General features: G+C 68.8%; 21 protein-coding genes and 1 pseudogene. 8 read left to right on the forward strand and 14 right to left on the reverse strand.

The window, feature by feature from the left end:
• The first annotated feature begins 317 nt into the window (after window positions 1-317).
• A complete protein-coding gene (locus ACFU5M_RS10725) occupies window positions 318-1,475 on the forward strand; it encodes a lycopene cyclase family protein (RefSeq protein ID WP_379047196.1) in 1,158 nt (385 codons plus the stop codon).
• Window positions 1,476-1,482: 7 nt separating this feature from the next.
• Window positions 1,483-2,472 (forward strand): Ku protein, encoded by a 990-nt coding sequence (locus ACFU5M_RS10730; RefSeq protein ID WP_379047199.1) that lies wholly within the window; start codon window positions 1,483-1,485, stop codon window positions 2,470-2,472.
• Between the two features lie 36 nt (window positions 2,473-2,508).
• On the opposite strand, the gene ACFU5M_RS10735 is transcribed toward ACFU5M_RS10730, so the two are convergent.
• Both ACFU5M_RS10735 and ACFU5M_RS10740 read right to left on the reverse strand, forming a co-directional pair.
• A complete protein-coding gene (locus tag ACFU5M_RS10735; protein WP_379047202.1) occupies window positions 2,509-3,129 on the reverse strand; it encodes a hypothetical protein in 621 nt (206 codons plus the stop codon).
• 112 nt (window positions 3,130-3,241) lie between these two features.
• Window positions 3,242-3,370 (reverse strand): annotated as a pseudogene (locus ACFU5M_RS10740) (NAD(P)/FAD-dependent oxidoreductase); the annotation flags it as partial.
• Between the two features lie 227 nt (window positions 3,371-3,597).
• Between ACFU5M_RS10740 and ACFU5M_RS10745 the strand changes: the two are divergent.
• A complete protein-coding gene (locus ACFU5M_RS10745) occupies window positions 3,598-4,182 on the forward strand; it encodes a hemerythrin domain-containing protein (RefSeq protein ID WP_379047205.1) in 585 nt (194 codons plus the stop codon).
• Between the two features lie 181 nt (window positions 4,183-4,363).
• Here the strand turns inward: ACFU5M_RS10745 and ACFU5M_RS10750 are convergent, their stop codons facing one another.
• The 11 genes from ACFU5M_RS10750 to ACFU5M_RS10800 form a co-directional block, all read right to left on the reverse strand.
• Window positions 4,364-4,792: a DUF4189 domain-containing protein gene (locus ACFU5M_RS10750; protein WP_379047208.1), complete on the reverse strand. Its 429-nt coding sequence runs from the start codon at window positions 4,790-4,792 to the stop codon at window positions 4,364-4,366.
• A gap of 293 nt (window positions 4,793-5,085) precedes the next feature.
• The gene (locus ACFU5M_RS10755; protein ID WP_379047390.1) at window positions 5,086-5,424 is read right to left on the reverse strand and encodes a metal-sulfur cluster assembly factor; all 339 of its coding nucleotides are present in this window, start codon (window positions 5,422-5,424) and stop codon (window positions 5,086-5,088) included.
• Window positions 5,425-5,497: 73 nt separating this feature from the next.
• Complete coding sequence (sufU, locus tag ACFU5M_RS10760) at window positions 5,498-5,965, reverse strand: Fe-S cluster assembly sulfur transfer protein SufU (RefSeq protein WP_379047211.1); 468 nt, start codon at window positions 5,963-5,965, stop codon at window positions 5,498-5,500.
• Window positions 5,966-5,968: 3 nt separating this feature from the next.
• Entirely contained in the window at window positions 5,969-7,222 is a 1,254-nt protein-coding gene (locus tag ACFU5M_RS10765) for a cysteine desulfurase (RefSeq protein ID WP_379047215.1), read from the reverse strand.
• Window position 7,223: 1 nt separating this feature from the next.
• Window positions 7,224-8,000: a Fe-S cluster assembly ATPase SufC gene (gene sufC / locus ACFU5M_RS10770; protein WP_379047218.1), complete on the reverse strand. Its 777-nt coding sequence runs from the start codon at window positions 7,998-8,000 to the stop codon at window positions 7,224-7,226.
• A gap of 37 nt (window positions 8,001-8,037) precedes the next feature.
• Window positions 8,038-9,216, reverse strand: coding sequence for a Fe-S cluster assembly protein SufD (sufD, locus tag ACFU5M_RS10775; protein WP_379047221.1), 1,179 nt, complete (start codon window positions 9,214-9,216; stop codon window positions 8,038-8,040).
• Entirely contained in the window at window positions 9,216-10,652 is a 1,437-nt protein-coding gene (gene sufB, locus ACFU5M_RS10780; protein WP_379047224.1) for a Fe-S cluster assembly protein SufB, read from the reverse strand. The genes sufD and sufB overlap by 1 nt, the downstream gene beginning before the upstream one ends.
• Window positions 10,649-11,449, reverse strand: coding sequence for a helix-turn-helix transcriptional regulator (locus tag ACFU5M_RS10785; protein ID WP_379047393.1), 801 nt, complete (start codon window positions 11,447-11,449; stop codon window positions 10,649-10,651). Before ACFU5M_RS10785 ends, sufB begins: the two co-directional genes overlap by 4 nt.
• A gap of 314 nt (window positions 11,450-11,763) precedes the next feature.
• The gene (locus ACFU5M_RS10790; RefSeq protein WP_379047227.1) at window positions 11,764-12,783 is read right to left on the reverse strand and encodes a zinc-binding dehydrogenase; all 1,020 of its coding nucleotides are present in this window, start codon (window positions 12,781-12,783) and stop codon (window positions 11,764-11,766) included.
• 31 nt (window positions 12,784-12,814) lie between these two features.
• Complete coding sequence (locus ACFU5M_RS10795) at window positions 12,815-13,507, reverse strand: TetR/AcrR family transcriptional regulator (RefSeq protein WP_379047230.1); 693 nt, start codon at window positions 13,505-13,507, stop codon at window positions 12,815-12,817.
• Window positions 13,508-13,719: 212 nt separating this feature from the next.
• Window positions 13,720-14,580: an NmrA family NAD(P)-binding protein gene (locus ACFU5M_RS10800; RefSeq protein WP_379047233.1), complete on the reverse strand. Its 861-nt coding sequence runs from the start codon at window positions 14,578-14,580 to the stop codon at window positions 13,720-13,722.
• 69 nt (window positions 14,581-14,649) lie between these two features.
• Between ACFU5M_RS10800 and ACFU5M_RS10805 the strand changes: the two genes are divergently transcribed.
• The 5 genes from ACFU5M_RS10805 (at window position 14,650) to ACFU5M_RS10825 (ending at window position 19,943) form a co-directional block, all read left to right on the forward strand.
• The gene (locus ACFU5M_RS10805; RefSeq protein WP_379047236.1) at window positions 14,650-15,378 is read left to right on the forward strand and encodes a TetR/AcrR family transcriptional regulator; all 729 of its coding nucleotides are present in this window, start codon (window positions 14,650-14,652) and stop codon (window positions 15,376-15,378) included.
• 20 nt (window positions 15,379-15,398) lie between these two features.
• Window positions 15,399-17,108, forward strand: a complete 1,710-nt coding sequence (mptB, locus tag ACFU5M_RS10810; protein ID WP_379047239.1) for a polyprenol phosphomannose-dependent alpha 1,6 mannosyltransferase MptB — start codon at window positions 15,399-15,401, stop codon at window positions 17,106-17,108.
• A 73-nt stretch (window positions 17,109-17,181) separates the two neighbouring features.
• Window positions 17,182-18,114 carry an ABC transporter ATP-binding protein gene (locus tag ACFU5M_RS10815; protein WP_379047242.1) on the forward strand — a complete coding sequence of 311 codons (933 nt, stop codon included), beginning with the start codon at window positions 17,182-17,184 and terminating at the stop codon, window positions 18,112-18,114.
• Window positions 18,111-18,902, forward strand: a complete 792-nt coding sequence (locus ACFU5M_RS10820) for an ABC transporter permease (RefSeq protein ID WP_379047245.1) — start codon at window positions 18,111-18,113, stop codon at window positions 18,900-18,902. The genes ACFU5M_RS10815 and ACFU5M_RS10820 overlap by 4 nt, the downstream gene beginning before the upstream one ends.
• Window positions 18,903-18,968: 66 nt before the next feature.
• Window positions 18,969-19,943 carry a heme A synthase gene (locus tag ACFU5M_RS10825; RefSeq protein ID WP_379047248.1) on the forward strand — a complete coding sequence of 325 codons (975 nt, stop codon included), beginning with the start codon at window positions 18,969-18,971 and terminating at the stop codon, window positions 19,941-19,943.
• A gap of 141 nt (window positions 19,944-20,084) precedes the next feature.
• Here ACFU5M_RS10825 and ACFU5M_RS10830 read toward each other — a convergent pair whose 3' ends face one another.
• Entirely contained in the window at window positions 20,085-22,313 is a 2,229-nt protein-coding gene (locus tag ACFU5M_RS10830; RefSeq protein ID WP_379047251.1) for a serine/threonine-protein kinase, read from the reverse strand.
• Window positions 22,314-22,509: the final 196 nt, after the last annotated feature.

Below are 22,509 nucleotides of genomic sequence, written 5' to 3' on the forward strand. Positions count from 1 at the left end.
CCGTCGGCGCGAGTCGCGGCGATAACTCGCAGCACCGGCGCGACTTCGCTCCCCGCCTCGGCATGCCACCGATCCGACCCGGTCACGCTTCCGCACACGAGCCGGGCAGCCCGAATCGCCGCGACGGTCTTCGCGAAGAGTTCACCGCACCGATCCGAATCTTCGTGCCGGACCATGTTGCGCGTACGCGTCGAACCGTGATCTGGAACGGGCTCAAAGCTCGGCCGCGGCAGCGGACCGGTCGAGCGGAGCGACCGCGCGCAGCCGGCCGACGGCTTCGCTGACCCGCATCCAGGGCGCGGCGGCCGGAGGAACGGATGAGAGGCTCGGACCATGCACGGCATCGCACCCTCGTGGATCCGAACGGGCGCGGCGTGAAGCCGGACCTGATCGTCTGCGGTCTCGGCCCGGCCGGTCGCGCTCTGGCACACCGGGCCGCGGCACGCGGTCGCACGGTCACGGTGGTGGATCCCGCGCCGGAGCGCAAGTGGACGGCCACCTATGCGGCGTGGGCCGACGAACTGCCGAATTGGCTGACGCCGGAGGTCGTCGCGGCGACGGTACCCCGGCCGATGGCCTGGGGAACGCGCGCTCACCGGGTCGACCGCCCGTACGTCGTGCTGGACACCGGTCGATTACAGACCTCGCTGGCCATCGGCGATTCGCACGTCGTGGCCGATCGCGCGGTCGACATCGCTCCCGAGCGCGTCACCTTGGCCTCCGGAGCGACGATCACCGGCGGCAGGGTGATCGACGCGCGAGGACTCGCCCGCTCTGCCGCACGGGCCGAGCAGACCGCCTACGGCGTCATCGTGGACGCGGAACGCTGCGCCGGACTCGACCCGCTGTTCATGGACTGGCGGCCGGACAACGGCGCCGCACCTGGCGCGCCACCCTCGTTCCTCTACGCCGTCCCGCTGGACGACGAGCGAATGCTGCTCGAGGAGACCTGCCTGGCCGGCCGCCCCGCGTCGACGGGTGCGCAGCTGCGCTCACGCTTGCGATACCGGCTCGATGCCAGGGGCATCCGGCTCACCGGCGACGAAGCCGTGGAGCACGTCCGATTTCCCGTACAGGGGGGCGGTCCCGGGCCGCGCAGGTTCGGGGCGGCGGGCGGGTTCCTGCATCCGGCGACCGGCTACAGCGTCGGCGCCACGCTGGCCGCAGCCGACGCGATGGCGGCGGGGCAGGACGTGTGGCCCACTGCGGCGCGCGTCGTCCACCGGTTGCGCAGCGCCGGCCTGCGGGCGCTGCTGGCATTGCCCCCCGAGGACCTTCCGCTGTTCTTCGACACGTTCTTCACGCTGCCCCCGGCCGCGCAGCGCGCGTATCTGTCCGGCCGTACCGACCTCGCCGGCACGGTTTCGGCTATGAGTGCGCTCTTCGTGGCGCTGCCGGGCCGGCTGCGGCGGCGTGTCGCGGCGGCGACACTCGGTTTCCGGTTCGCTCGCGAGGTCGAGAGGCTTCGGCCATGATGGGAGCATGAGATCGATCTGGAAGGGCTCGATCGCATTCGGGCTGGTGAACGTTCCGGTGAAGGTGTACACCGCCACCGAGGACCACGACATCCGGTTCCATCAGGTGCACGCCAAGGATGGAGGCCGGATCAAATACGACCGCGTCTGCTCCGTATGCGGTCAGTCCGTCCAGTACACCGAGATCGACAAGGCCTACGAGTCCCCGGACGGCGACAAGGTCGTCCTGAGCGACGAGGACTTCGCGAAACTGCCGGTGGCGGAGAAGCACGAGATCCCGGTGCTGCAGTTCGTGCCGTCCGAGCAGATCGACCCGATCCTGTTCGAGAAGAGCTACTACCTGGAACCGGACTCCAGTACGCCGAAGGCCTATGTCCTGCTGGCGCGCACGCTGGAGAAGATCGAACGCACCGCCCTGGTGTACTTCACGCTGCGGCAGAAGACCAGGCTGGCCGCCCTGCGCGTGCGCGACGGCATTCTGGTGTTGCAGACGCTGCTGTGGCCGGACGAGGTCCGCTCCGTCGACTTCGAATCCCTCGACGGTGTCGCCGACCCGCGGCCGCAGGAGATCAAGATGGCCGAGACGCTCGTCTCGGCGATGTCCGACGACTTCGATCAAGAACAGTTCACCGACGAGTATCAGATCGAGCTGAAACGCCTGCTCGACGAGGCGATCGCCAGCGGCACCGGCAAGGTGCCCGAGCAGCCGGAACTCGCGCCGAGCGGGATGGACGCCGAGGTGGTCGATCTGGTCGCCGCGTTGCAGCGCAGCCTGGAGGCCAGTGGACGCCGGACGGCGGACGGCGACGGGGCAGGGGCCGAACCGAAGAAGGCCGCGAAGAAGGCCGCGGCCAAAAGCGCCGGAGGCAAGAGCGGCGCCGCCAAGAGCACCGCGTCCAAGAGCAGCGCATCGAAGAGCACGGCGTCCAAGAGCGCGGCGAAGAAGTCGCCCGCGAAGAAGGCGGCCAAGAAGGCTCCGGCGCGCAAAGGCGCCTGAGTCTCTTCGAGCAGGGCACCCCGGGCGGGGGCCGAGTCAGTCCTGCGCCGCGCGCCGTCGGCCCTCTTCGAAGAACTCCAGCAAAGCCGCGACGGTGTGCACCGCGCCGCGTGGCCTGAGTGCGCCGAACGGCGCGTTCCAGAACGCGCCGGTTCGCGGGGTCCACGGCCCGATGTAGGCGTACGGACCGGGGTGGGCGTCGTCTCCGGGCGAGATCCCGTAGTTCACCTCATCGAGCGTGCTCGCCAGATCGAAGTGCTCCGGCCACAGCACCGGTGTCACGTCGGGCGCCAGGCAACGCAGCGCCCTGTCCCCCAGCGCGAGCCAGTCCTCGATCATCCCGCCCGCGGAGGGATCCACCTCGATCGCCGCATCGAGATCCACGCCCGTGGTGGCCGAGTACACCCCTTCCGGCGGTCCCGGCTCGAAACCCGCGGCCCTGGCAACCTCCCGATAGGTCCCCTCCAGCCGGACCCTCCCTTCCGGCCACACCAACTCCTCCCCGACAACCGATACCGGCCACCGCACACCCCCGAAGCCTCCGCGCACGACCCCCAAACGAATGGTGCCGAACTCTCGGAACTGCGGCCCGGCGATCAATAATTCCGCGACCGCGTGCAATCCGACTCGCGAGCCCCGATACGTCACCTCGTCCACCCCCGCATCATCTCCGTTGTCATCGGTCTCGCGCACGCGTTTCGTGCGAGCAACGCGACGCGGCCACCGAGCGGGAAGACAGGGCGACAGCGCAGTCGGGCGACGCCAGGGGCTTGTAGTCGGCGGCCGAGCCGATACCGAGGCTTGCGGCGACGTTCCTGGCGAGTGTCTTGCCAGACCGCGGGCATGCTGGGCCGTCGGCGGGGTTATCCGGCCCGTTCGTCAGATCCGGAACCGCGACACCGGCTGTCTGCTCCGCGAAGGATGCCCGGCCCGGCCGGTGACGCGGTTCGTCCGTCGGATCCGGGCGGCCGACGGCTGCGAGCCGTCGGGTATGAACGCAGCGGAACCGGGTAGGCGACGGATGTACGAAGTGAGCCCCTGATGCGACGGGCTCGAGGGGCGAAATGGCTGGCCAGCTCGCCGTATCGGCGGTCGCCCGGCCCGGCACTCAGAAGGAGGCACGCTGTGGACGCATTGACATTCCTGCGCACCGACCATGAGGGCGTACTCGGAATTCTCGAGTCCCTCGAACGTGGGCGAGGCAGCGGCGAGGCGGAGGTCCGCGCTCGCGGCAATCTGGTCACCACTCTGGTGATCGCGGAATCACAGCACGAGGCGCTCGAGGAGCAGTTCTTCTGGCCCGAAGTCCGGCGGACTGTTCCGGACGGCGACGATCTCGCCGATCGGGCGATCGGCCAGGAAGACGGCGCCAAGAAACTGCTTCAGCAGTTGAAGAATTCTCGAGCGGGCAGCTCCGAGTTCGAGGAAGCGTTGACCCGGTTCATTCCCGCTGCCCGGGCCCACATCGAGTTCGAGCAGTCCGAGGTCTGGCCCGCTTTCGCGGACGCGATCCCACCCGAGACGTCGAACGAATTGGGGCGGAAGATGGCCGCGGCCAAAGCGATGGCGCCGACCAGGCCGCATCCCGGCACACCATCGGGTCCCGGCTACCTGAAAACTCTGGGCATGGTGTCGGCGGTCGTGGACAAGATCCGCGACATGATCAGCGGCAGGCGCTCCCACTATCCGCCGACCGTGCCCCCGGCTTGACCGCCGCGCGGGCCGAGCCGACACGCAGCCGTATGCCCGGCGCCACGGCACGCGTTCGGCGGCCTCGACCCCGGTCTACGGTTATCAGCGCTTCGCCTCGCAGGTCACGCTTGTCACGGCACTGATCTTTCTCGCGCATAGGCGGGGCAGCCTTTCGGCCCGGAATGTTTGCGCCGCAGAGCTATCCGGCCGTCGACGTGCAAGCGGTCAATCGGACGCTCGCGGGCCGGGGAATCGCGCTGCCGAGACTCGGGAAGGGCGGAGCGCTCGGGCCGAGGACGTCGATGGCCCGGCGTTCGGCTTCGACGCGGGTGGAACCCCACGCCCATCCGTGCTTGCCGTCGGCGCCGCGCACGACCGACCCGCAAGCGTTCCAGAACTGCACGACCGTTTGGCAGTCGGTGACACCGCATTGGGCGCGAGCCGCGGTGTCGGCGGCGGCGGCGCTCGCGTAGTCCACCGCCGAGACGACGGCACCGGTACCGGGCGAAAGCGCCAGCGCGCCATAGTAGGTCGCCGCGTGCGCTTCACCCGCCGGTGCGCCGACGACGGCGCAGGTGGCGGCCGATACCGCCGCGAGCCCGATGGCAGCCTTGTGCGGCAGCGACATGTGATGATCCTCCCCGTCTTCGAACGACTCAGCGCCCAGATCATCGTCCGGCCGGTGCGCTTTGTCGAAGTGCGGGCTTCCCAGCTCGGGCGGGTGCACGACACCGAGACCCGGCGCGCACGTCGCCTTCCCGTGTCCGTCTCCGCCGAGCACCGAGCGCTGGGGCGGGCGGGGGCAGCGGGAACGCGACGCGGGTGATCGCGCTCGACAGCACTGCTCGCGCGGCAGATAGGACTCAGCCGCCGAAGCACCCTGTCCAGGGCGCTACTCGGCGGCTGCCCGAGTTCTCGCGATTACACCGTGAACCCGAGGGCGCGCAGCTGCTCGCGGCCGTCCTCGGTGATCTTGTCCGGACCCCACGGCGGCATCCAGACCCAGTTGATCTTCAAGTCTTCCACCAGGCCGCTGCGCACCAGCGCGTTGCGGGACTGGTCTTCGATGACATCGGTCAGCGGGCAGGCCGCCGAGGTCAGCGTCATGTCGAGGATCGCGATGTTGTCCTCCTCGACGCGCAACCCGTAGACCAGGCCGAGGTCGACGACGTTGATACCCAATTCCGGGTCGACGACGTCACGCATCGCCTCTTCGATGTCCTCGAGCAGCTTGATGTCCTCCGCGGACAGCTCGGACAGTTCGGCAGTCTGTTCCAGCTGCTCGGTGGCCGGTGTGTCAGTCATTGACGCTTCCCCGTTTCCCATCGGACGGTCAGTTCACTTCCGCGGCGCCGGCGGGCTGCTCGGGGCCGATCCTGAGGACGGCGTCCTTGAACGCCATCCACCCGAGCAGCGCGCATTTCACCCGCGCGGGGTACTTCGAGACTCCCGCCAAGGCGACGCCGTCGCCGATCACGTCCTCGTCGCCCTCGACGGTGCCGCGGCTGGAGATCATCTCGCTGTAGGAGTCGACCACCTTCAGCGCCTGTTGCACCGGCAACCCGATGACCTGGTCGGTGAGGATCGAGGTGGCGGCCTGGCTGATCGAGCAGCCCTGCCCGTCGTAGGAGACGTCGGCGATGTCACCGTTGTCATCCAGTTGCACGCGCAGGGTTACCTCGTCGCCGCAGGTCGGGTTCACGTGGTGTACCTCGGCCCCGAACGGCTCGCGCAGCCCCCGGTGGTGCGGGTGCTTGTAGTGGTCCAGGATCACTTCCTGGTACATCTGCTCCATGCGCATGTCTTATGCAACTCCGAAGAAGCTCTGGGCCTTCCGCACGGCGGCGACCAGCGCGTCCACCTCGGCGACGGTGTTGTAGACGGCGAACGAAGCGCGTGCGGTGGCGGCGATGCCGAAACGCCGGTGCAGCGGCCACGCGCAGTGGTGGCCCACCCGGATGGCGACGCCCTCGTCGTCCAGGATCTGCCCGACGTCGTGTGCGTGGATGCCGTCCACCACGAAGGCCACGGCGCCGCCGCGGTCGATGTTGTCGGTGGGTCCGATGACGCGCACGCCGTCGATCCCGGCCAGCCCGTCCAGCGCCGCGCCGACCAGCGTGTGCTCGTGCGCCGCGACGGCGTCCATGCCGATCTGCTCGAGATAGCGCACCGCCGCGCCCAATCCGACCACCTGCGAGGTCATCGGCACCCCCGCCTCGAAGCGCTGCGGCGGCGGCGCGTAGGTGCTGTGGTCCATGAAGACCGTCTCGATCATGGACCCGCCGGTGATGAACGGCGGCATTTCCTCCAGCAGCGCGCGGCGGCCGAAGAGCACGCCGACGCCGGAGGGGCCGAGCATCTTGTGCCCGGAAAACGCGGCGAAATCGACGCCGAGTGCGCCGAAGTCCACCGGCATGTGCGGCACCGACTGGCAGGCGTCGAGCACGACCAGCGCGCCCACCGCCTTCGCCCGGCGCACCAACTCCTCTACCGGCGCCACAGCGCCGGTGACGTTGGACTGATGGGTGAACGCGACCACTTTGGTGGCGGGCGACAGCTCCAGCGAGTCCAGGTCGATCCGGCCGTCCTCGGTCACGCCGTACCACTTCAGCGTGGCGCCGGTGCGGCGGGCCAGCTCCTGCCAGGGCACCAGATTCGCGTGGTGTTCCAGCTCGGTGATGACGATCTCGTCGCCCGGGCCCAGGTGGTGCGGGAACCGGTCGTCGGCGAACGCGTAGGTCACCAGGTTCAGCGACTCGGTGGCGTTCTTCGTGAAGACGATCTCGCCCGCGTCGACGCCCACGAACCGCGCGATATCGGCTCGCGCGCCCTCGTAGGCGTCGGTCGCCTCCTCGGCCAACTGGTGCGCGCCGCGGTGCACCGCGGAGTTGCTGGTGATCAAAAAGTCACGTTCGGCTTCGAGCACCTCGATCGGCCGCTGCGCGGTCGCGCCGGAGTCCAGATACACCAACGGTTTTCCGTCCCGGACCGTGCGGTTCAGGATCGGGAAGTCGGCCCGGATGCGGGCGACGTCGAGGGTGCGGACCGTAGCGGTCATGTCAGGCTCCAGCGGTTGCAGTCTGGGTGAAACGAACGTAGCCGTTGGCGTCGAGTTCCTCGGCGAGTTCGGGGCCGCCCTCGGCGACGATGCGGCCGCCGACGAAGACGTGCACGAACTCCGGCTGGATATAGCGCAGGATGCGGGTGTAGTGCGTGATCAGCAGGACACCGCCGTTCTCGCGCTCCTTGTAGCGGTTGACGCCCTCGGAGACGATGCGCAGCGCGTCGACGTCCAGGCCGGAGTCGGTCTCGTCCAGGATGGCGATCTTCGGCTTGAGCAGGCCCAGCTGAAGGATCTCGTGGCGCTTCTTCTCACCGCCGGAGAAGCCCTCGTTCACGCTGCGCTCGGCGAAAGCGGCGTCGATCTCCAGTTCGCTCATCGACTCCTTCACCTCCTTGACCCAGTGCCGCAGCTTGGGCGCCTCGCCGCGCACGGCGGTGGCGGCGGTACGCAGGAAGTTCGACATCGAGACGCCGGGAACCTCGACCGGGTACTGCATGGCGAGGAACAGGCCCGCACGCGCGCGCTCGTCCACCGACATCGCCAGCACGTCCTCGCCGTCGAGGGTGATCGAGCCGGAGGTCACGGTGTACTTCGGGTGACCGGCGATCGCGTACGACAGCGTCGACTTGCCGGAGCCGTTCGGGCCCATGATGGCGTGCGTCTCACCGGACTTCACCGTGAGGTTCACGCCCTTGAGGATCTTGATGGGCTCGCCGGACTCGTCGGGGTTGGCGACCTCGACGTGCAGGTCTTTGATTTCCAGGGTGGTCATCGAATTCGAATTCCTTTGCCAGGTATGGGATTGTCGATCAGGCGCCGATGGCGGCGAGTTCGGCCTCGATGGCCGCCTCCAGCCGCTCCCGGACCTCGGGCACAGCGATCTTCTGGATGATCTCGTGGAAGAAACCGCGCACCACCAGGCGGCGGGCGGCGTCTTCCGGGATGCCGCGGGCGCGCAGATAGAACAGCTGCTCGTCGTCGAACCTGCCGGTCGCGGAGGCGTGTCCGGCGCCGACGATCTCGCCGGTCTCGATCTCCAGATTCGGCACCGAGTCCGCGCGGGCGCCGTCGGTGAGCACCAGGTTGCGGTTCACCTCGAAGGTGTCGGTGCCCTCCGCGGCGGCGCGGATGAGCACGTCGCCCACCCACACGGTGCGGGCGTCGCCCTTGGGCGAGTTCGGATCGCCCTGCAGCGCACCCTTGTACAGCACGTTCGACTTGCAGTTCGGCACCGCGTGGTCGACGAGCAAGCGCTGCTCGAAATGCTGGCCCGCGTCGGCGAAGTAGAGGCCGAGCAGTTCGGCGTCGCCCCCGGGGCCGTCGTAGCGGACTTTGCCGGTCAGGCGCACCAGGTCGCCGCCGAGGGTCACCGAGGTGTGCCGCAGGGTGGCGTCGCGGCCGAGCTCGGCGTGGTGGGCGGTGGCATGCACCGCGTCATCGGCCCAGTCCTGCACCGCGACGACGGTCAGCTTGGCCGAATCGCCGAGCACGAATTCCACGTTCTCCGCGTAGGTTCCGCTGCCGCGCTGGTCGATGACCACGGTGGCCTTGGCGAAGGGTTCCAGACGGACCTGCAGGTGGCCGTAGGCGGTCTTGCCTTCGCCGGGGCCGGTGATCGTGACGGTTACCGGCCGGGCGACCTCGATCTCCTTGCCGACCGACACGACGGTGGCCTGCTCGAAGCCCGAATAAGCCTGGGCGGCGACGCGATCGGACGGCACACCGCCCGCGCCGAGGCGGGCGTCGGTGCGGTCGACCGTCTCGACGGTCACGCCCTCGGCCGCGGCGACCTCGACCGTCGCGCGGCCGTCCCGGACCGCGGTGCCGTCCTGCAGTCCACGCAGACGGCGCAGCGGGGTGAACCGCCACGCCTCGTCCTTGGCGGAAGGCACCTCGAAGGCGTTCACATCGAACGAGGTGAAGACCTCACCTTTGTTGACCGCGGGGGTGCGAGCTTCGGCGGCTTCGGCAATGTTCTCCACGGCCATCAGCCGACGGCTCCTTCCATCTGCAGTTCGATCAGGCGATTCAGCTCGAGCGCGTACTCCATCGGCAGTTCCTTGGCGATCGGCTCGACGAAGCCGCGCACCACCATCGCCATCGCCTCGTCCTCGGTGAGGCCGCGGCTCATCAGGTAGAACAGCTGGTCCTCGGAGACCTTCGACACGGTCGCCTCGTGACCCATGGTCACGTCGTCCTCGCGGATGTCGACGTAAGGGTAGGTGTCCGATCGGCTGATCGTGTCGACCAGCAACGCGTCGCACTTCACCGTCGACTTCGAGCCGTACGCGCCCTTGTTCACCTGGACCAGGCCGCGGTAGGAGGCCCGGCCGCCGCCGCGCGCCACCGACTTCGACACGATCGTCGAGGAGGTGTGCGGCGCGAGGTGCAGCATCTTCGCACCGGTGTCCTGGTGCTGGCCCTCGCCGGCGAACGCCACCGAGAGCACTTCACCCTTGGCGTATTCGCCGGTCATCCAGACCGCCGGGTACTTCATGGTGACCTTGGACCCGATATTGCCGTCGATCCACTCCATGGTCGCGCCCGCCTCGGCCTTGGCCCGCTTGGTGACCAGGTTGTAGACGTTGTTCGACCAGTTCTGGATGGTCGTGTAGCGGCAGCGGCCGCCCTTCTTCACGATGATCTCCACCACCGCGGAGTGCAGCGAGTCCGACTTGTAGATCGGCGCGGTGCAGCCCTCGACGTAGTGCACGTACGCGCCCTCGTCGACGATGATCAGGGTCCGCTCGAACTGGCCCATGTTCTCGGTGTTGATCCGGAAGTAGGCCTGCAGCGGGATGTCGACGTGCACGCCCGGCGGCACATAGATGAACGACCCACCCGACCAAACGGAGGTGTTCAGCGCGGAGAACTTGTTGTCGCCCGCCGGGATCACCGTGCCGAAGTACTGCCGGACGATCTCCGGGTGCTCCTTCAACGCCGTATCGGTGTCGAGGAAGATGACGCCCTGCTGCTCCAGATCCTCACGGATCTGGTGGTAGACGACCTCCGACTCGTACTGCGCGGCGACACCGGAGACCAGCCGCTGCTTCTCCGCTTCGGGGATGCCCAGCTTGTCGTAGGTGTTCTTGATGTCCTCGGGCAGCTCGTCCCAGGACGCGGCCTGCTTCTCGGTGGAGCGCACGAAGTACTTGATGTTGTCGAAGTCGATGCCATCGAGGTTGGAGCCCCACAGCGGCATCGGCTTGCGATCGAAGATGCGCAGCGCCTTCAGTCGCAGTTCGAGCATCCATTCCGGCTCGTTCTTCTTCGCCGAGATGTCGCGGACAACCGCCTCGGACAGACCTCGTTGCGCGCTGGCGCCGGCCACATCCGAATCGGCCCAGCCGTAACCGTAGTTGCCCAGTGAGGCGATGGCCTCTTCTTGGGTGAGCGGTTGCACCTGGTCGGTGGTCGTCGTCATTCGGCACTCCTTCCGGAGTCGTTCGTTCGTACCGCTGCGGGCTGTGCAGCGGTTGGTGCTGAAGTTCCGGTCCGGTCGGCGGGTAGGACGAGCAGCGGCACATGCGTGGTGCACGCGCAGTCGCCGTTGGCGATCGTGGCCAGCCGCTGCACGTGCGTGCCGAGCAACTCCCGGAACGCCTCCAGCTCCGCCGCGCACAGCTGAGGGAACTCCTCGGCGACGTGCGCCACGGGGCAGTGGTGCTGGCAGATCTGCACGCCCGTGCCCACCTTGCGGGTGGTGGCGGCGAACCCGGCGTCGGTGAACGCCTCGGCGATCTCCTCGGCCTTGGCTTCGGTCTGCTCGGTGGTGTGCTCGCCGACCGGTTCGATCCCGGCCACGATAGTGCGTGCCCGTTTGCGGGCGAACTCGGTGATGGCCTGTTCGCCACCGATCTCCCCGAGTTGCCGGATCGCGGCCCCCGCCAGATCGTCGTAGGCGTGACCGAGTTTGCCTCGTCCCGCCGCGGTGAGCTGGTACTGCTTGGCCGGGCGGCCCCGGCCTTTCTGCTGCCAGGGTGCCGATCGACCGGCTCGTGCCTGGCCGGAGTCGATCAAGGCGTCCAAATGCCTGCGCACGCCGGCTGGAGCCAGGCCGAGCCGGTTCCCGATGGCGGTGGCGGTGATCGGTCCTTCCTCCAGCAGCAGCTGGACGATGGCCGCTCGGGTATGCCCTTCGCCGCCGACCGCCGCGGGCGCAGCAACCGACCCGGTACCGGTCCGGCGACCAGCCCCTTCGTCGTTTCTCCGCAAACCCACGGTTTTCACAACATCAGTGTGGCGGAATTCGTTCCGGAAATCTAATAAGGGTGCCCTGAGTCGCCGACCCGATCGACCTGCGGGGATTCCGGTACCGCGGAGCGGCACGCCCCGATCGTCCGGACAGGTGTCCACCGGTGCAGCGCTGCGCCCGGAGCCGCCTTTCCCGCCTGACCTGCGCAGAGGAAAACGCTGATCGAACCGGTCGGCGCGAGTTCGCACGAACCCCGAGCGTCCACCACAGCCTCCGCGGCGTGATCGTCGCCACCGGACACCGGGCCGCGGCGCTCCGCAGTGCGATTCGTCACAGACGTTCAGCGCACGGCCACCAGTTTCATCGGCGTCTCCAGCAGCGCGTCCACCGAGTCCTCCCACGGGACCGTCGCGGTGATCACGAGCGACGGGTCGAAGCGACCGGCCGCCACGAGATCGAGGACCTCGGGAATGACCGGGCGCACGTGCGCGCGGCCGGTGTGAAAGGTGCAGCAGCGGGTGTACATGCCGAAGATCGGCAGCGCGACGTCCTGCGACTGGACGCTGACGCTCGTGCACCAGCCGTCGTACGCCGCCGCGTCGATCGCGCCACGCAGCGCTTTCGCCCCACCTGCCGCCTCCACGACGATCGGGAACCGCCCCACCCGCGCGTGCGGGGGCCCTTCGATCGCCTCCGCGCCGAGCGACTTCGCGATGTCCAGCCGCTTGACGGAGTCGTCCAGATAGACCACCCGGGCGGAGCCGAGGGCGACCGCGAGCCCGGCGGCGTACAGACCGATCGACGGTGCGGCGGGGCCGCCGATCACCAGCACTTCGGCGGCGGGATCGTCGGCCAGCTGTGGCCCGACCGAGCGGTAGGCGTCCGGGATGTTGTCGCTGGCGCTGGCAACCGCGGCCGGGTCGACGCCGGAGGGCAGCCGGACCAGCATGGTGTCCGCGTGCGGCACCAGCGCCAGGTCGGCCCACAGGCCGCCCCAGTCCAGCCCGCCCATGGCACCGAGGCCGAACGACGACAGCCGCGGATGGCTCACGCAGTTCCCGGTCCGCCCGCGTGCGCACGCCCGGCAGGCGCCGCAGGAGATCTGGAACGGCACCACCACCAAATCACCGACACCGACGCCGCGCACCTCCGGCCCGATCTCGACGACTTCGGCCACTCCCTCGTGCCCGAACGGATACGGCCCGGGCAGCGGGAACGCGCCGCGCAAAACGGCCGGGTCGATGTCACAGGTGGCCAGCGCGACCGGCCGCACCAGCGCCTGGCCGGGTCCGCTCAGCACAGGTTCGGGATGTTCTTCCCAGCGCATCGCACCAGGGCCGGTCAGCATCAGACGCTTCATCGTCCGAGTGTCGCTAGAACGTTCTTTCTAGTCAAGCGTTCCATTTCGTATCGCCCTGCTGAGCAGGTGTTTCCGGAAAATTTCCGGGTCGCGCGGCCGCACCGGGCTCGGAGGTGGCCGCCGCCGCGCTCGGCGCGGACGCGGGGCCGCCGATTCCCGCCGCCGCGAAAGTCGAACGGATCAGCCGCTCCATCGACCTCGCCACCGTGCGCAGCGGCGCGTCCGTCTGCCGGATCCGGGCCAGGATCGTGGCGCCCTCGTAGGCGGCGACGACCGTGGTCGCCAGCTCGGCCGCCTCCTCCCCACCGAGCCCGAGCTCGGCGAGCAGCCCGGCGAACGCCTGCTCCATCGCCTCGAAGGCGTGCGCGCAGGCCGAGCGCACCGCCTCGACGTCACTGCCGCCGTCCAGCGCGGGCGTCCCAACCGGGCACCCGTCGGTCCACTCCGAATCCGCGAGCTTGCCCACCATGAATTCGAACAGTGTGGCCAAGGTGGCGAACACATCGGTGGGCGCCTGCCGGATCATCCGGCCGGTCAGCGTCCCGGTCCCGGTGATCGCCGCGACCGCGATCTCCTCCTTACCGCCCGGAAAGTGGTGGTAGATCGAGCCGTACGGCAGTTCGGCCGCCTCGCTCAACGCCTTCAGACCGAACCCGTGATACCCGTGCCGCGCCAGCAACCCGGACGCGGCCACCTCGATCCGCCGCCTGGACTCCGAAACCATCTGTCGATTGTGCCCCGCGACCGGGACGGGTCCGGTCGGAACAACCAGGGTCCGTTCGCGGTACGGGATCGCCGCGCGAACCAGGCCGGGGAATCCGGAAGTCCCCGTGATGCCGCACCGTCGGCGGGTGCCTACAGCTGCCTTACGACTGCGCCTCGTCCCCGAGGATTGCAATCAATGGTGTGCCGCCCATGGCCGCGCGTAGGTCGTGCTCAGCGATTGGTGGCAGCCCGCAGAATCGAACGGACCGGTGTGGCGGGGCGCTGGAGAAGGCTTTCGAGTTGGCCTGCGGTAGTGGCGAATTCCCCACGGCGGGCAGCCTGGAACATACCCAGGAGCATGGCCGCCCGGTCCTCGGAGGCACCACGAGCGACCAGGGAAGCGGCCCATTCGGCGTCCTCGATGACGATGCGACGGATCGTTCGTCCGGTCTGTTCGGTGAGGATGGCGGCGATGTCGGAGAGGTCGAGGGCCTCCGGTGCGGTCAGGGGCGGCGTCGGCCCGTCGAACAGGCCCTCGTCGGCGAGGATGATCGCCGCGGCTTCGGCGAGGTCGGCATGGGCGGTCCAGGAGACGGGCCCATCGGCCGGGGCGCGGAGCTCACCGGTTTCCAGCGCCGGACCGAGCAAGAGCGGGACGGTGCCGGCGTAGAACCCGTTGCGCAGGGCGGTGAACGGTATGCCCGTCGTCGCCAGGTAGCGCTCGGTCGCGGCGTGGTCCGGCATGGGCGCGAACACCGAATCATCGGCGGCGGCCTGATGGCTGGTGTAAAGGATGCGTCCGGCCCCGGCCGCGCGTGCGGCGTCGATCGCCGCGACGTGCGCGGCGACGGCCGCCTCCCCGGTCAGGTTCGCCGAGACGATCAGCACTCGGGTTGCGCCTTCGAATGCCTCGGCCAGGGATGGCGGGTCGGTGAAGTCGCCGCGCCGCACCCGCACTCCACGGGCGCCCAGCTCACCTGCCCGATCGGTATCGCGGACGCTGACGCCGACACGTGCGGCTGGTACCCGCTCCAGCAGCCGCTCGACGATCTGCGAGCCGAGCAGTCCTGTGCCTCCGGTGACGATGATCATCCAACGCTCCTTAACATTGATAATATCGCTGTTAGCAACGTCGATATTAGCAGCGATTAGGATGGTCGCATGGCAGAGGCGAGATCGAGCAGCGCGAGCAGGCACGAGAGCCGGGAGCGCATCGTGGAGGTGGCGGGGCGGCTGTTACGCGAACAGGGTCCGCACGCTGTCACCACCCGCGCGGTAGCGCACGCGGCCGGCATGCAGGCGCCGACCATCTACCGGTTCTTCGAGGACAAGGACGCGTTGCTCGATGCCGTCGCCGAGCACGTCTTCGCGACCTACGTGGCAGGAAAGACGTTTGTCGACGCGGAGGACGACCCAGTGGCCGATCTTCGCGCCGGATGGGACATGCACATCGACTTCGCACTGACCAATCCGGCGGTGTTCGCGATGCTCACCGACCCCCACCGCGGGACTGCCTCACCCGCGGCGGCCGCCGGGCTGCAGGTGCTGCGTGCCCGGGTGCACCGCGTCGCGGCGGCCGGCCGGCTCCGGGTAAGCGAACGCCGCGCCGTCGATCTCGTCCACGCCGCCGGGACCGGAGCCGCTCTGGCCCTGTTGTCCGCCCCGCCCCAAGACCGAGACCTCGGGCTTGCCGAGGCGATGTACGAGGCGGTGACCCATGCGATCCTCACCGACGTCCCACCACCCTCCGCGCCCGACGCCACCGCGGCCGCACTACGAGCCGCCGCACCGGAACTGTCGATGCTCACCGACGCCGAACGCGCCCTGCTCTCGGAATGGCTGCGACGAACCGACGAGAACCCCCACCGGCACCCGCCCCGTCCCCGCTGACATCGACACGACAGACCGGGATGCGCGCACCAACTAGGCTGCGTTGCGTGGCGGTACTGGAGGGCGCGCGGCGCAGGACACTGGCGATCGGGCGCCGGGCACTCGGACTCGACGTGCCCGCGGCCGATCACACGATCGCGGTGCTGCATCGCGACGAGTCGGAGGTGCCCGGCCTCGACCGCAAAGAGCTCGCCCAGCTCGACCGGATCCGTCTGATGGGCGCGACCGGCACGGTGCTGATGGCGATCAGCGCGCTCGGGATCGGCGCGCAGCCGGTACATCAGAATCCGACCTCCGGCGTCCGCGTGCTCGGCATCTTCGCCCGCGCGCACACCGGCTCGCTGGCCATGTGCATGACCGGGACCGTCGTCGTCGTGCTGGCCTGGCTGCTGCTGGGCCGGTTCGCGATCGGCGGCATCGGCGGCTCCCCCATCCACCGGCTGACCCGCTCACAACTGGACCGCACGCTGTTGCTCTGGCTCATCCCGCTCAGCGTCGCTCCCCCACTGTTCAGCAATGACGTCTACTCCTATCTGGCACAGAGCGAGATCGCCGCGCGCGGCATCGACCCATATCAGGAAGGCCCGGTCGCCGGACTCGGGATCGACAACGTCCTCACCAACAACGTGCCGACCATCTGGCGCGACACCCCCGCGCCCTACGGTCCGCTGTTCCTCTGGATCGGCCGGGGCATCGCCGAACTCACCGGCGACAACATCATCGCGGGCGTGTGGGTGCACCGGATCCTCGCGCTCGGCGGCGTCGCGCTGATCGTCTGGGCGTTGCCCCGGCTCTCGGTGCGCTGCGGCGTCGCACCGGTGAGCGCGCTGTGGCTCGGCGCTGCCAACCCGCTGGTGCTGTTCCACCTGGTCGGTGGCGTGCACAACGACGCGCTGATGCTCGGCCTGATGCTGGCGGGCATGGAGTTCTGCCTGCGCGCCATCGAGGACACCCATCCGTTCGACGGCCGGGCCTACGCCTGGCTGATCAGCGGGGCGATCATCATCACGCTGTCGTCATCGATCAAGTTCACCTCGATCATCGTGCTCGGGTTCGTCGGGATGGCGCTGGCGCGGCGCTGGGGCGCCTCGCTGCGCACGGTCGCCATCGCGGCCGCCATGCTCGGCGCGATCGCCATCGGCACAACGCTTTTCATCAGTTCGGTGAGCGGGCTCGGATTCGGCTGGATCTACACCCTGAACACCGCGAGCGTCGTGCGCAGCTGGATGTCGCTGCCGACCGTGCTCGGCATCATCACCGGATTCGGCGGTGTGCTGCTGGGACTCGGCGATCACACCACCGCGCTGCTGAGCATCACCCGCCCGATCGCGGCGGTGGTCGCGGGCTTCTTCACCGTCCGGATGCTGGTCGCCACCGGCACCGGGCGGCTGCATCCGGTCGGCGCGCTGGGCGTGGCGCTCGGCGCGATCGTGCTGCTGTTCCCGGTGGTGCAGCCCTGGTATCTGCTGTGGGCGATCGTGCCGATGGCGGCCTGGGCGACCCGGCCGGTGTTCCGGGTTCCGGCGGTGGCGTTCTCGGCGATCGTGAGCGTCATCCTGATGCCACGCGGCGCCGATCTGGAGGTGTTCCAGATCGTGGGCGCCGCCATCGCCACCGTGATCGTCGGTGTGCTGTTCATCGTGATCACGCGCAACTCGCTGCCTTGGCGCGGGCAGACGGGGGTGTCGGCTCCGTCACAGGTGCCCACCTCCTACGGTGTGACATCGTGACCGAGCGTGGCGAGGGAGCCATCTACACAGCATCGCCGGGTGCGCCGAAACCGAGCGCCGGCGAGGCTGAGTCGTGACCGCGACTGCCGGACCGGCCGTCCGTGTCGACGCTGTCGTCAAGCGGTACGGCCAGATCACCGCCGTCGACGGCCTCACGTTCGAGGTCGAACCGGCCCAGGTGCTCGCGCTACTCGGCCCGAACGGCGCGGGCAAGACCACGACGGTGGAGATGTGCGAGGGATTCGCCACGCCGGACGCGGGCACGGTGCGTGTGCTCGGCCTGGACCCCGTCGCCGATTCCGAACGGCTGCGCCCCCGCATCGGCGTGATGCTCCAAGGCGGCGGCGCGTACCCCGGTGCGCGGGCGGGGGAGATGCTCGACCTGGTGGCCGCCTACTCCGCGGATCCGCTCGACCCCGACTGGCTGCTGCGCACGCTCGGCCTCCAGGACAACCGCCGCACTCCCTACCGCCGCCTCTCCGGCGGCCAGCAGCAGCGGCTGGCCCTCGCGTGCGCACTGGTGGGTAAGCCGGAGATCGTGTTCCTCGACGAACCGACCGCGGGCCTGGACGCCCAGGCCCGGCTGATCGTCTGGGAGCTGATCGACGCCCTGCGCCGTGACGGGGTGACCGTCGTGTTGACCACGCACATGATGGACGAGGCCGAGCAACTCGCCGACCAGCTGGTGATCATCGACCACGGCCGCATCGTCGCCTCCGGCACCCCGGCCGAGGTCACCGCACACGGAGCGGCGGGGCAGCTGCGGTTCTGCGCGCCGCCGAAACTGGACCTGGAACTGCTGGCGAACGCCCTGCCCGAAGGATTCGCGCCCCGGGAGACCACCCCCGGCACCTACCTGGTGGAGGGCGAGATCAATCCACAAGTGCTAGCGACCGTCACCGCGTGGTGCGCGCGAATGAACGTGCTGGCCACCGACATCCGGATCGATCAGCGCCGCCTCGAAGACGTCTTCCTCGAACTGACCGGACGGGACCTGCGCGGATGAGCGAGCACGACGCGACCGCCAACCGATTCGCGCCGGGCACCTTCGCCCCCGGCCCGCGCCCGAGCAGCCGCGCCGCGATGCTGCTCGCGCAGACCAGGCTCGAGCTGATCCTGTTGCTGCGCAACGGCGAACAGCTCCTGCTGACCATGTTCATTCCGATCACTCTGCTGATCGGCCTGAGCCTGCTGCCGTTCGGCGATCTCGGCACGCACCGGGTGGACAAGATCGTCCCCGCCGTGATGATGGTGGCCGTCATGTCCACCGCGTTCACCGGCCAGGCCATCGCGGTCGGCTTCGACCGGCGCTACGGCGCGCTCAAACGACTCGGGGCGACGGCGCTGCCGCGCTGGGGCGTCATCGCGGGCAAGAGCGCGGCCGTGCTCATCGTGGTCGTCCTGCAAGCCGTCCTGCTCGGCCTCATCGGCTTCGCACTGGGCTGGCGGCCGGCAGCGGTCGGGCTGCTGCTGGGCGCGGCGGTGATCGCGCTGGGCACCGCGACGTTCGCGGCGATGGGCCTGCTGCTGGGCGGCACCCTGAAGGCAGAGGTGGTGCTCGCGCTGGCGAACATTCTGTGGTTCGTCATGCTCGGCGTCGCCAGCATCGTGTTCGCCGCCGACGACCTGCCCGCCGTGGTGAGCGTGCTCGCCCGGCTGGTGCCGTCCGGCGCGCTGGCCGAAGCGCTGGAAACCGCGATGCACACCGGCGTCGACTGGTTCGGGATCGCCGTGCTGGCCGTGTGGGGCGTGGTGTCGGGCGTCGCGGCGACCCGCCTGTTCCGCTTCCACTGAGAATCAACGACGAAATGTAGTAGACCGGGTGACGCCACCGGATCCGGCCCGGCTACCATTTTCGACGTGCTGTATCGCGCGTTCTTGCGACTCGTCGACAAGCTGCCACTGCCCTCGCTGCGGGCGCAGCGACTGATCGCGCTCGCGGTCGTTGTCTCGCAAGCGGGCATCTCGGTGACCGGTGCCGTCGTGCGGGTCACCGCGTCCGGTCTGGGCTGCCCGACCTGGCCGCAGTGCTTCCCCGGCAGCTTCACGCCGGTCGCGGTGTCGGAGGTTCCGGCGATCCACCAGGCGGTCGAATTCTCCAACCGGCTGCTCACCTTCCTGGTCACCCTGTGCGCCGCGGCGGTCGTGCTGGCGGTGACCAGGGCGCGCCGCCGCCGTGAGGTGCTGGTCTACGCATGGCTGATGCCAGGTGGCACCGTCGTGCAGGCGATCATCGGCGGCATCACCGTGCGTACCGGACTGCTGTGGTGGACCGTCGCGACCCACCTGCTCGCGTCCATGGTGATGGTCTGGCTCGCGATGGTGCTGTACGCGAAGATCGGCGAACCCGACGAGGGCGTCGACACCGTGCGCGCCCCCGCGCCGCTGCGCTGGCTCACCGCGCTCGCCGGGGTCGCGCTCAGCGCCGTCCTGATCGCGGGCACCCTGGTGACCGCCGCGGGTCCGCACGCGGGCGACAAGAGCATCGAGCGTCAAGTGGAGCGGTTGCAGGTCGAGATCGTCACCCTGGTGCATCTGCACTCGCAGCTGCTGGTCGGGTATCTCGCGCTGCTGGTCGGCCTGGCGTTCGGCCTGTTCGCGGTCGGCATCGCACCCCCCGTGCGCACACGATTGTTCTGGTTGCTCGGACTGGTGTGCTCGCAGGCGCTGGTCGGTGTCGTGCAGTACTTCACCGACGTTCCCGCGGCGCTGGTCGTCGTGCACGTGGGCGGAGCCGCGGCGTGCACCGCCGCCACCGCCGCGCTGTGGGCCTCACTGCGCACCCGGGAGCGGGTCGCCGCTGCGAAGCCGGACCCGGCGACGCAGGCCGCCTGAGCGACCCACGCTCGCCCCTGGTCGTCACGCCACGACAGGTGAACGACCCTGCACCAGGGCGGGTCACTTCGACAGCCCCACCATGGGTGCGGCTATCCGGCGGGTGATCGCCCGGTTCGCCGGACAGGTCTAGCCGGCCGATCAGCCGACGCTCACCGCCGGTCTCCTGACCACCCGCTGAAGCGCGCGCAGGTCCGCGTCGAGCGTCCGGTACAGCCAATAGACGGCGACGAACGCGAGTCCGCCGACCGCGCACAAGCCCAGGACCGAATCGCGCACCAGCGGAAGTTCCTCGGGTTCGAGAAGGCTGAATCCGGCCAGCACTCCCACCAGCGGCACGGAGGCCGTGACCGCGAGATAGACCGTGGTTCTTCGACGTAGCGCGCGGATATTGCCCGAGTCGTCCGCCGTCGTCCGGGTGTAGCGCAGATAGATCGGATAGACGCAGCGCACGATGTAGAACGTCGACAGGAAGAACGTGTAGGCAACGGAGATGACGCCCGCCATGAAAACGGTCATCGCCGCGTGGATCACCAGCCGCGCCGGAAGGTCGGTCAACCACAGGCACAGGAACACCCCGGTCACGGTCGCCGTCATCCCGGTCTGGAAGGTGTTCAGCGCACACATATCGCCCCAGAACAGGGTTCGCGACCGCACCCGCGCGAGCAGTGCCTCGTCATAGCGTCTGCCCTCGCGTAAGCCGCGCGGCACCGCGAGCAAATGACGGGACATGGATGCGTAGATCAGGATGGACAGCGGGCCCGCGATGAGAACGAAAACGTAGACACCCATGTTGAGCTGCGAATTCGTGGCATCGGTCAGGCGCTCCCTGATCAATTCCTGCACGTGCACAGCCATGTAGGCCGTAGCCAGGCCGACACCGACCAGCGAAGACAGCCACAAGACAGGGGTGGGCCAGCGGGAAAGTCGCACGCGCCAGCTGTCCGGCGGCGGATAGACGAGATCGCGCGCCCGCTGCTCCAGGCACAGGTCGAGCTGTTGCGCCAATTCCGAACCGGACGAATAGCGGTCCGCGCGGTCGGGCGACAGGCACTTCAGCAGCACGCGGCGCAGCGCCATGGGGCAATCCGGCGGCAGCTCGGACAGGAACGCCGGCTCGACGGGGCTGCGCCGCAGTTGAATCATGCGGGCCAGCGACGTCTGCGAATCACCCGCGGACGTTTCGTCCGAGAAGGGGCGGCGCCCGGTGAGCAACTCCCACAGCATGACGGCCAGCGCGAAGATGTCACTGCGAGTGTCCAGTTCCCCCGCGGTCGCCGGGAGGTCGGGATGGCAGGCTTCGAGCTGCTCGGGCGACATATACGCCAGCGATCCGCCGAAGTACGCCAGGGGACTGGTGCCCTTGACGCGTTTGCTGAAGCTGACGTTGAAGTCGGCCAGCTTCGGGCTTCCCTCGGCGCTCAGCAGCACGTTCGCGGGCTTGATGTCGCGATGCAGCACCCCTCGTTCGGACGCGTGCTGCAGGGCGTCCGCGAGTCGGCGGCCCAGCCAGGCGACGGTCTCCGGCCAGGTCAGCGCGGCGATCCGCGCCCGAACGGCGGATTCGGTAGGCCGGACCTCGCCCTTGTCGGCGAGCACCTTGTCGATGGCATCGAGCAGCAGTTGCCCACCACGCTGCTCCGGCGGCGTCGCGCGCGACAGGCGCAGCACGTCGAGCAGTGTCCCTCCGGGCAGGTACTGCATGTAGAGCAGTTTCAGTTCGTCGTCGGCGACGAGTCGCTGGTCGAAGATGCGCACGATGTATTCGTGGTCCAGCTGCGCGAGCGTCTGCGGCTCGTTGCCGTGGTTGTGCGAGATCTTGACCGCGACCAGTCGCTGCATCGATTGCTGGCGAGCGAGGTACACCTGGGCGAACGCACCGACCCCGATCCGCATCAGGAGATCGAAATCGTCGACCTGGGCGCCGACGTCTATGGCGTCGAGCGCGACTTGGGCACTCGGGCGAGCGATCATCGTGCTGCGGTAGTCGCTGGTGAGACGGTCGAGTTCCGCCGCGGCCGCGGTGGCGGTGGCGGTCAGGTCGGTGGCATCGCCCTGGTCGCTGCGGCGCATGGCGTGGTATTCCTCGTAGACCAAGTCGGCCGGAAACGGACCGTTTCGCAGTTCGGAGAACTCCGCGCGATAGTCGATCAGCCGCTTGGGAAAGTGGTAGCGCAGCCAGCGGTACTCGAGGTCGACCTTGATCAATTCGATCAGGATCGTGCGCCGCTCGGCGTGCTCGGCGGGTAGATATGTGGACAGGTCGGGTGGGGAGCCGGACGCCCAAGCCTCTGAGAACTGCGCCACGACGGCGGCGAGCGCCGCGCGGGTTCGTTCGGCTGAATCGACCAGGTCGATCGGCTCACGCATCGGTAGCTCGGAATCAGCCGTGGTCGTTCATGCGGCGGCTACGCACGCCTCGTAGGTGTCCCACATCAACTCCTCGACGTTGAATTACCCTGCTCAAAGCGTATCGCTCCGAGAGGGGCGGGCGCTGCGTCTGCGCGAATGGGTCATTTTGCGGGCAATTCGCCGATTCACTCACTTCAGGCATTGCAGGTCTCTG

The sequence above is a fragment of the Nocardia sp. NPDC057455 genome (assembly GCF_042802775.1).
Classification (GTDB): Bacteria; Actinomycetota; Actinomycetes; order Mycobacteriales; family Mycobacteriaceae; genus Nocardia.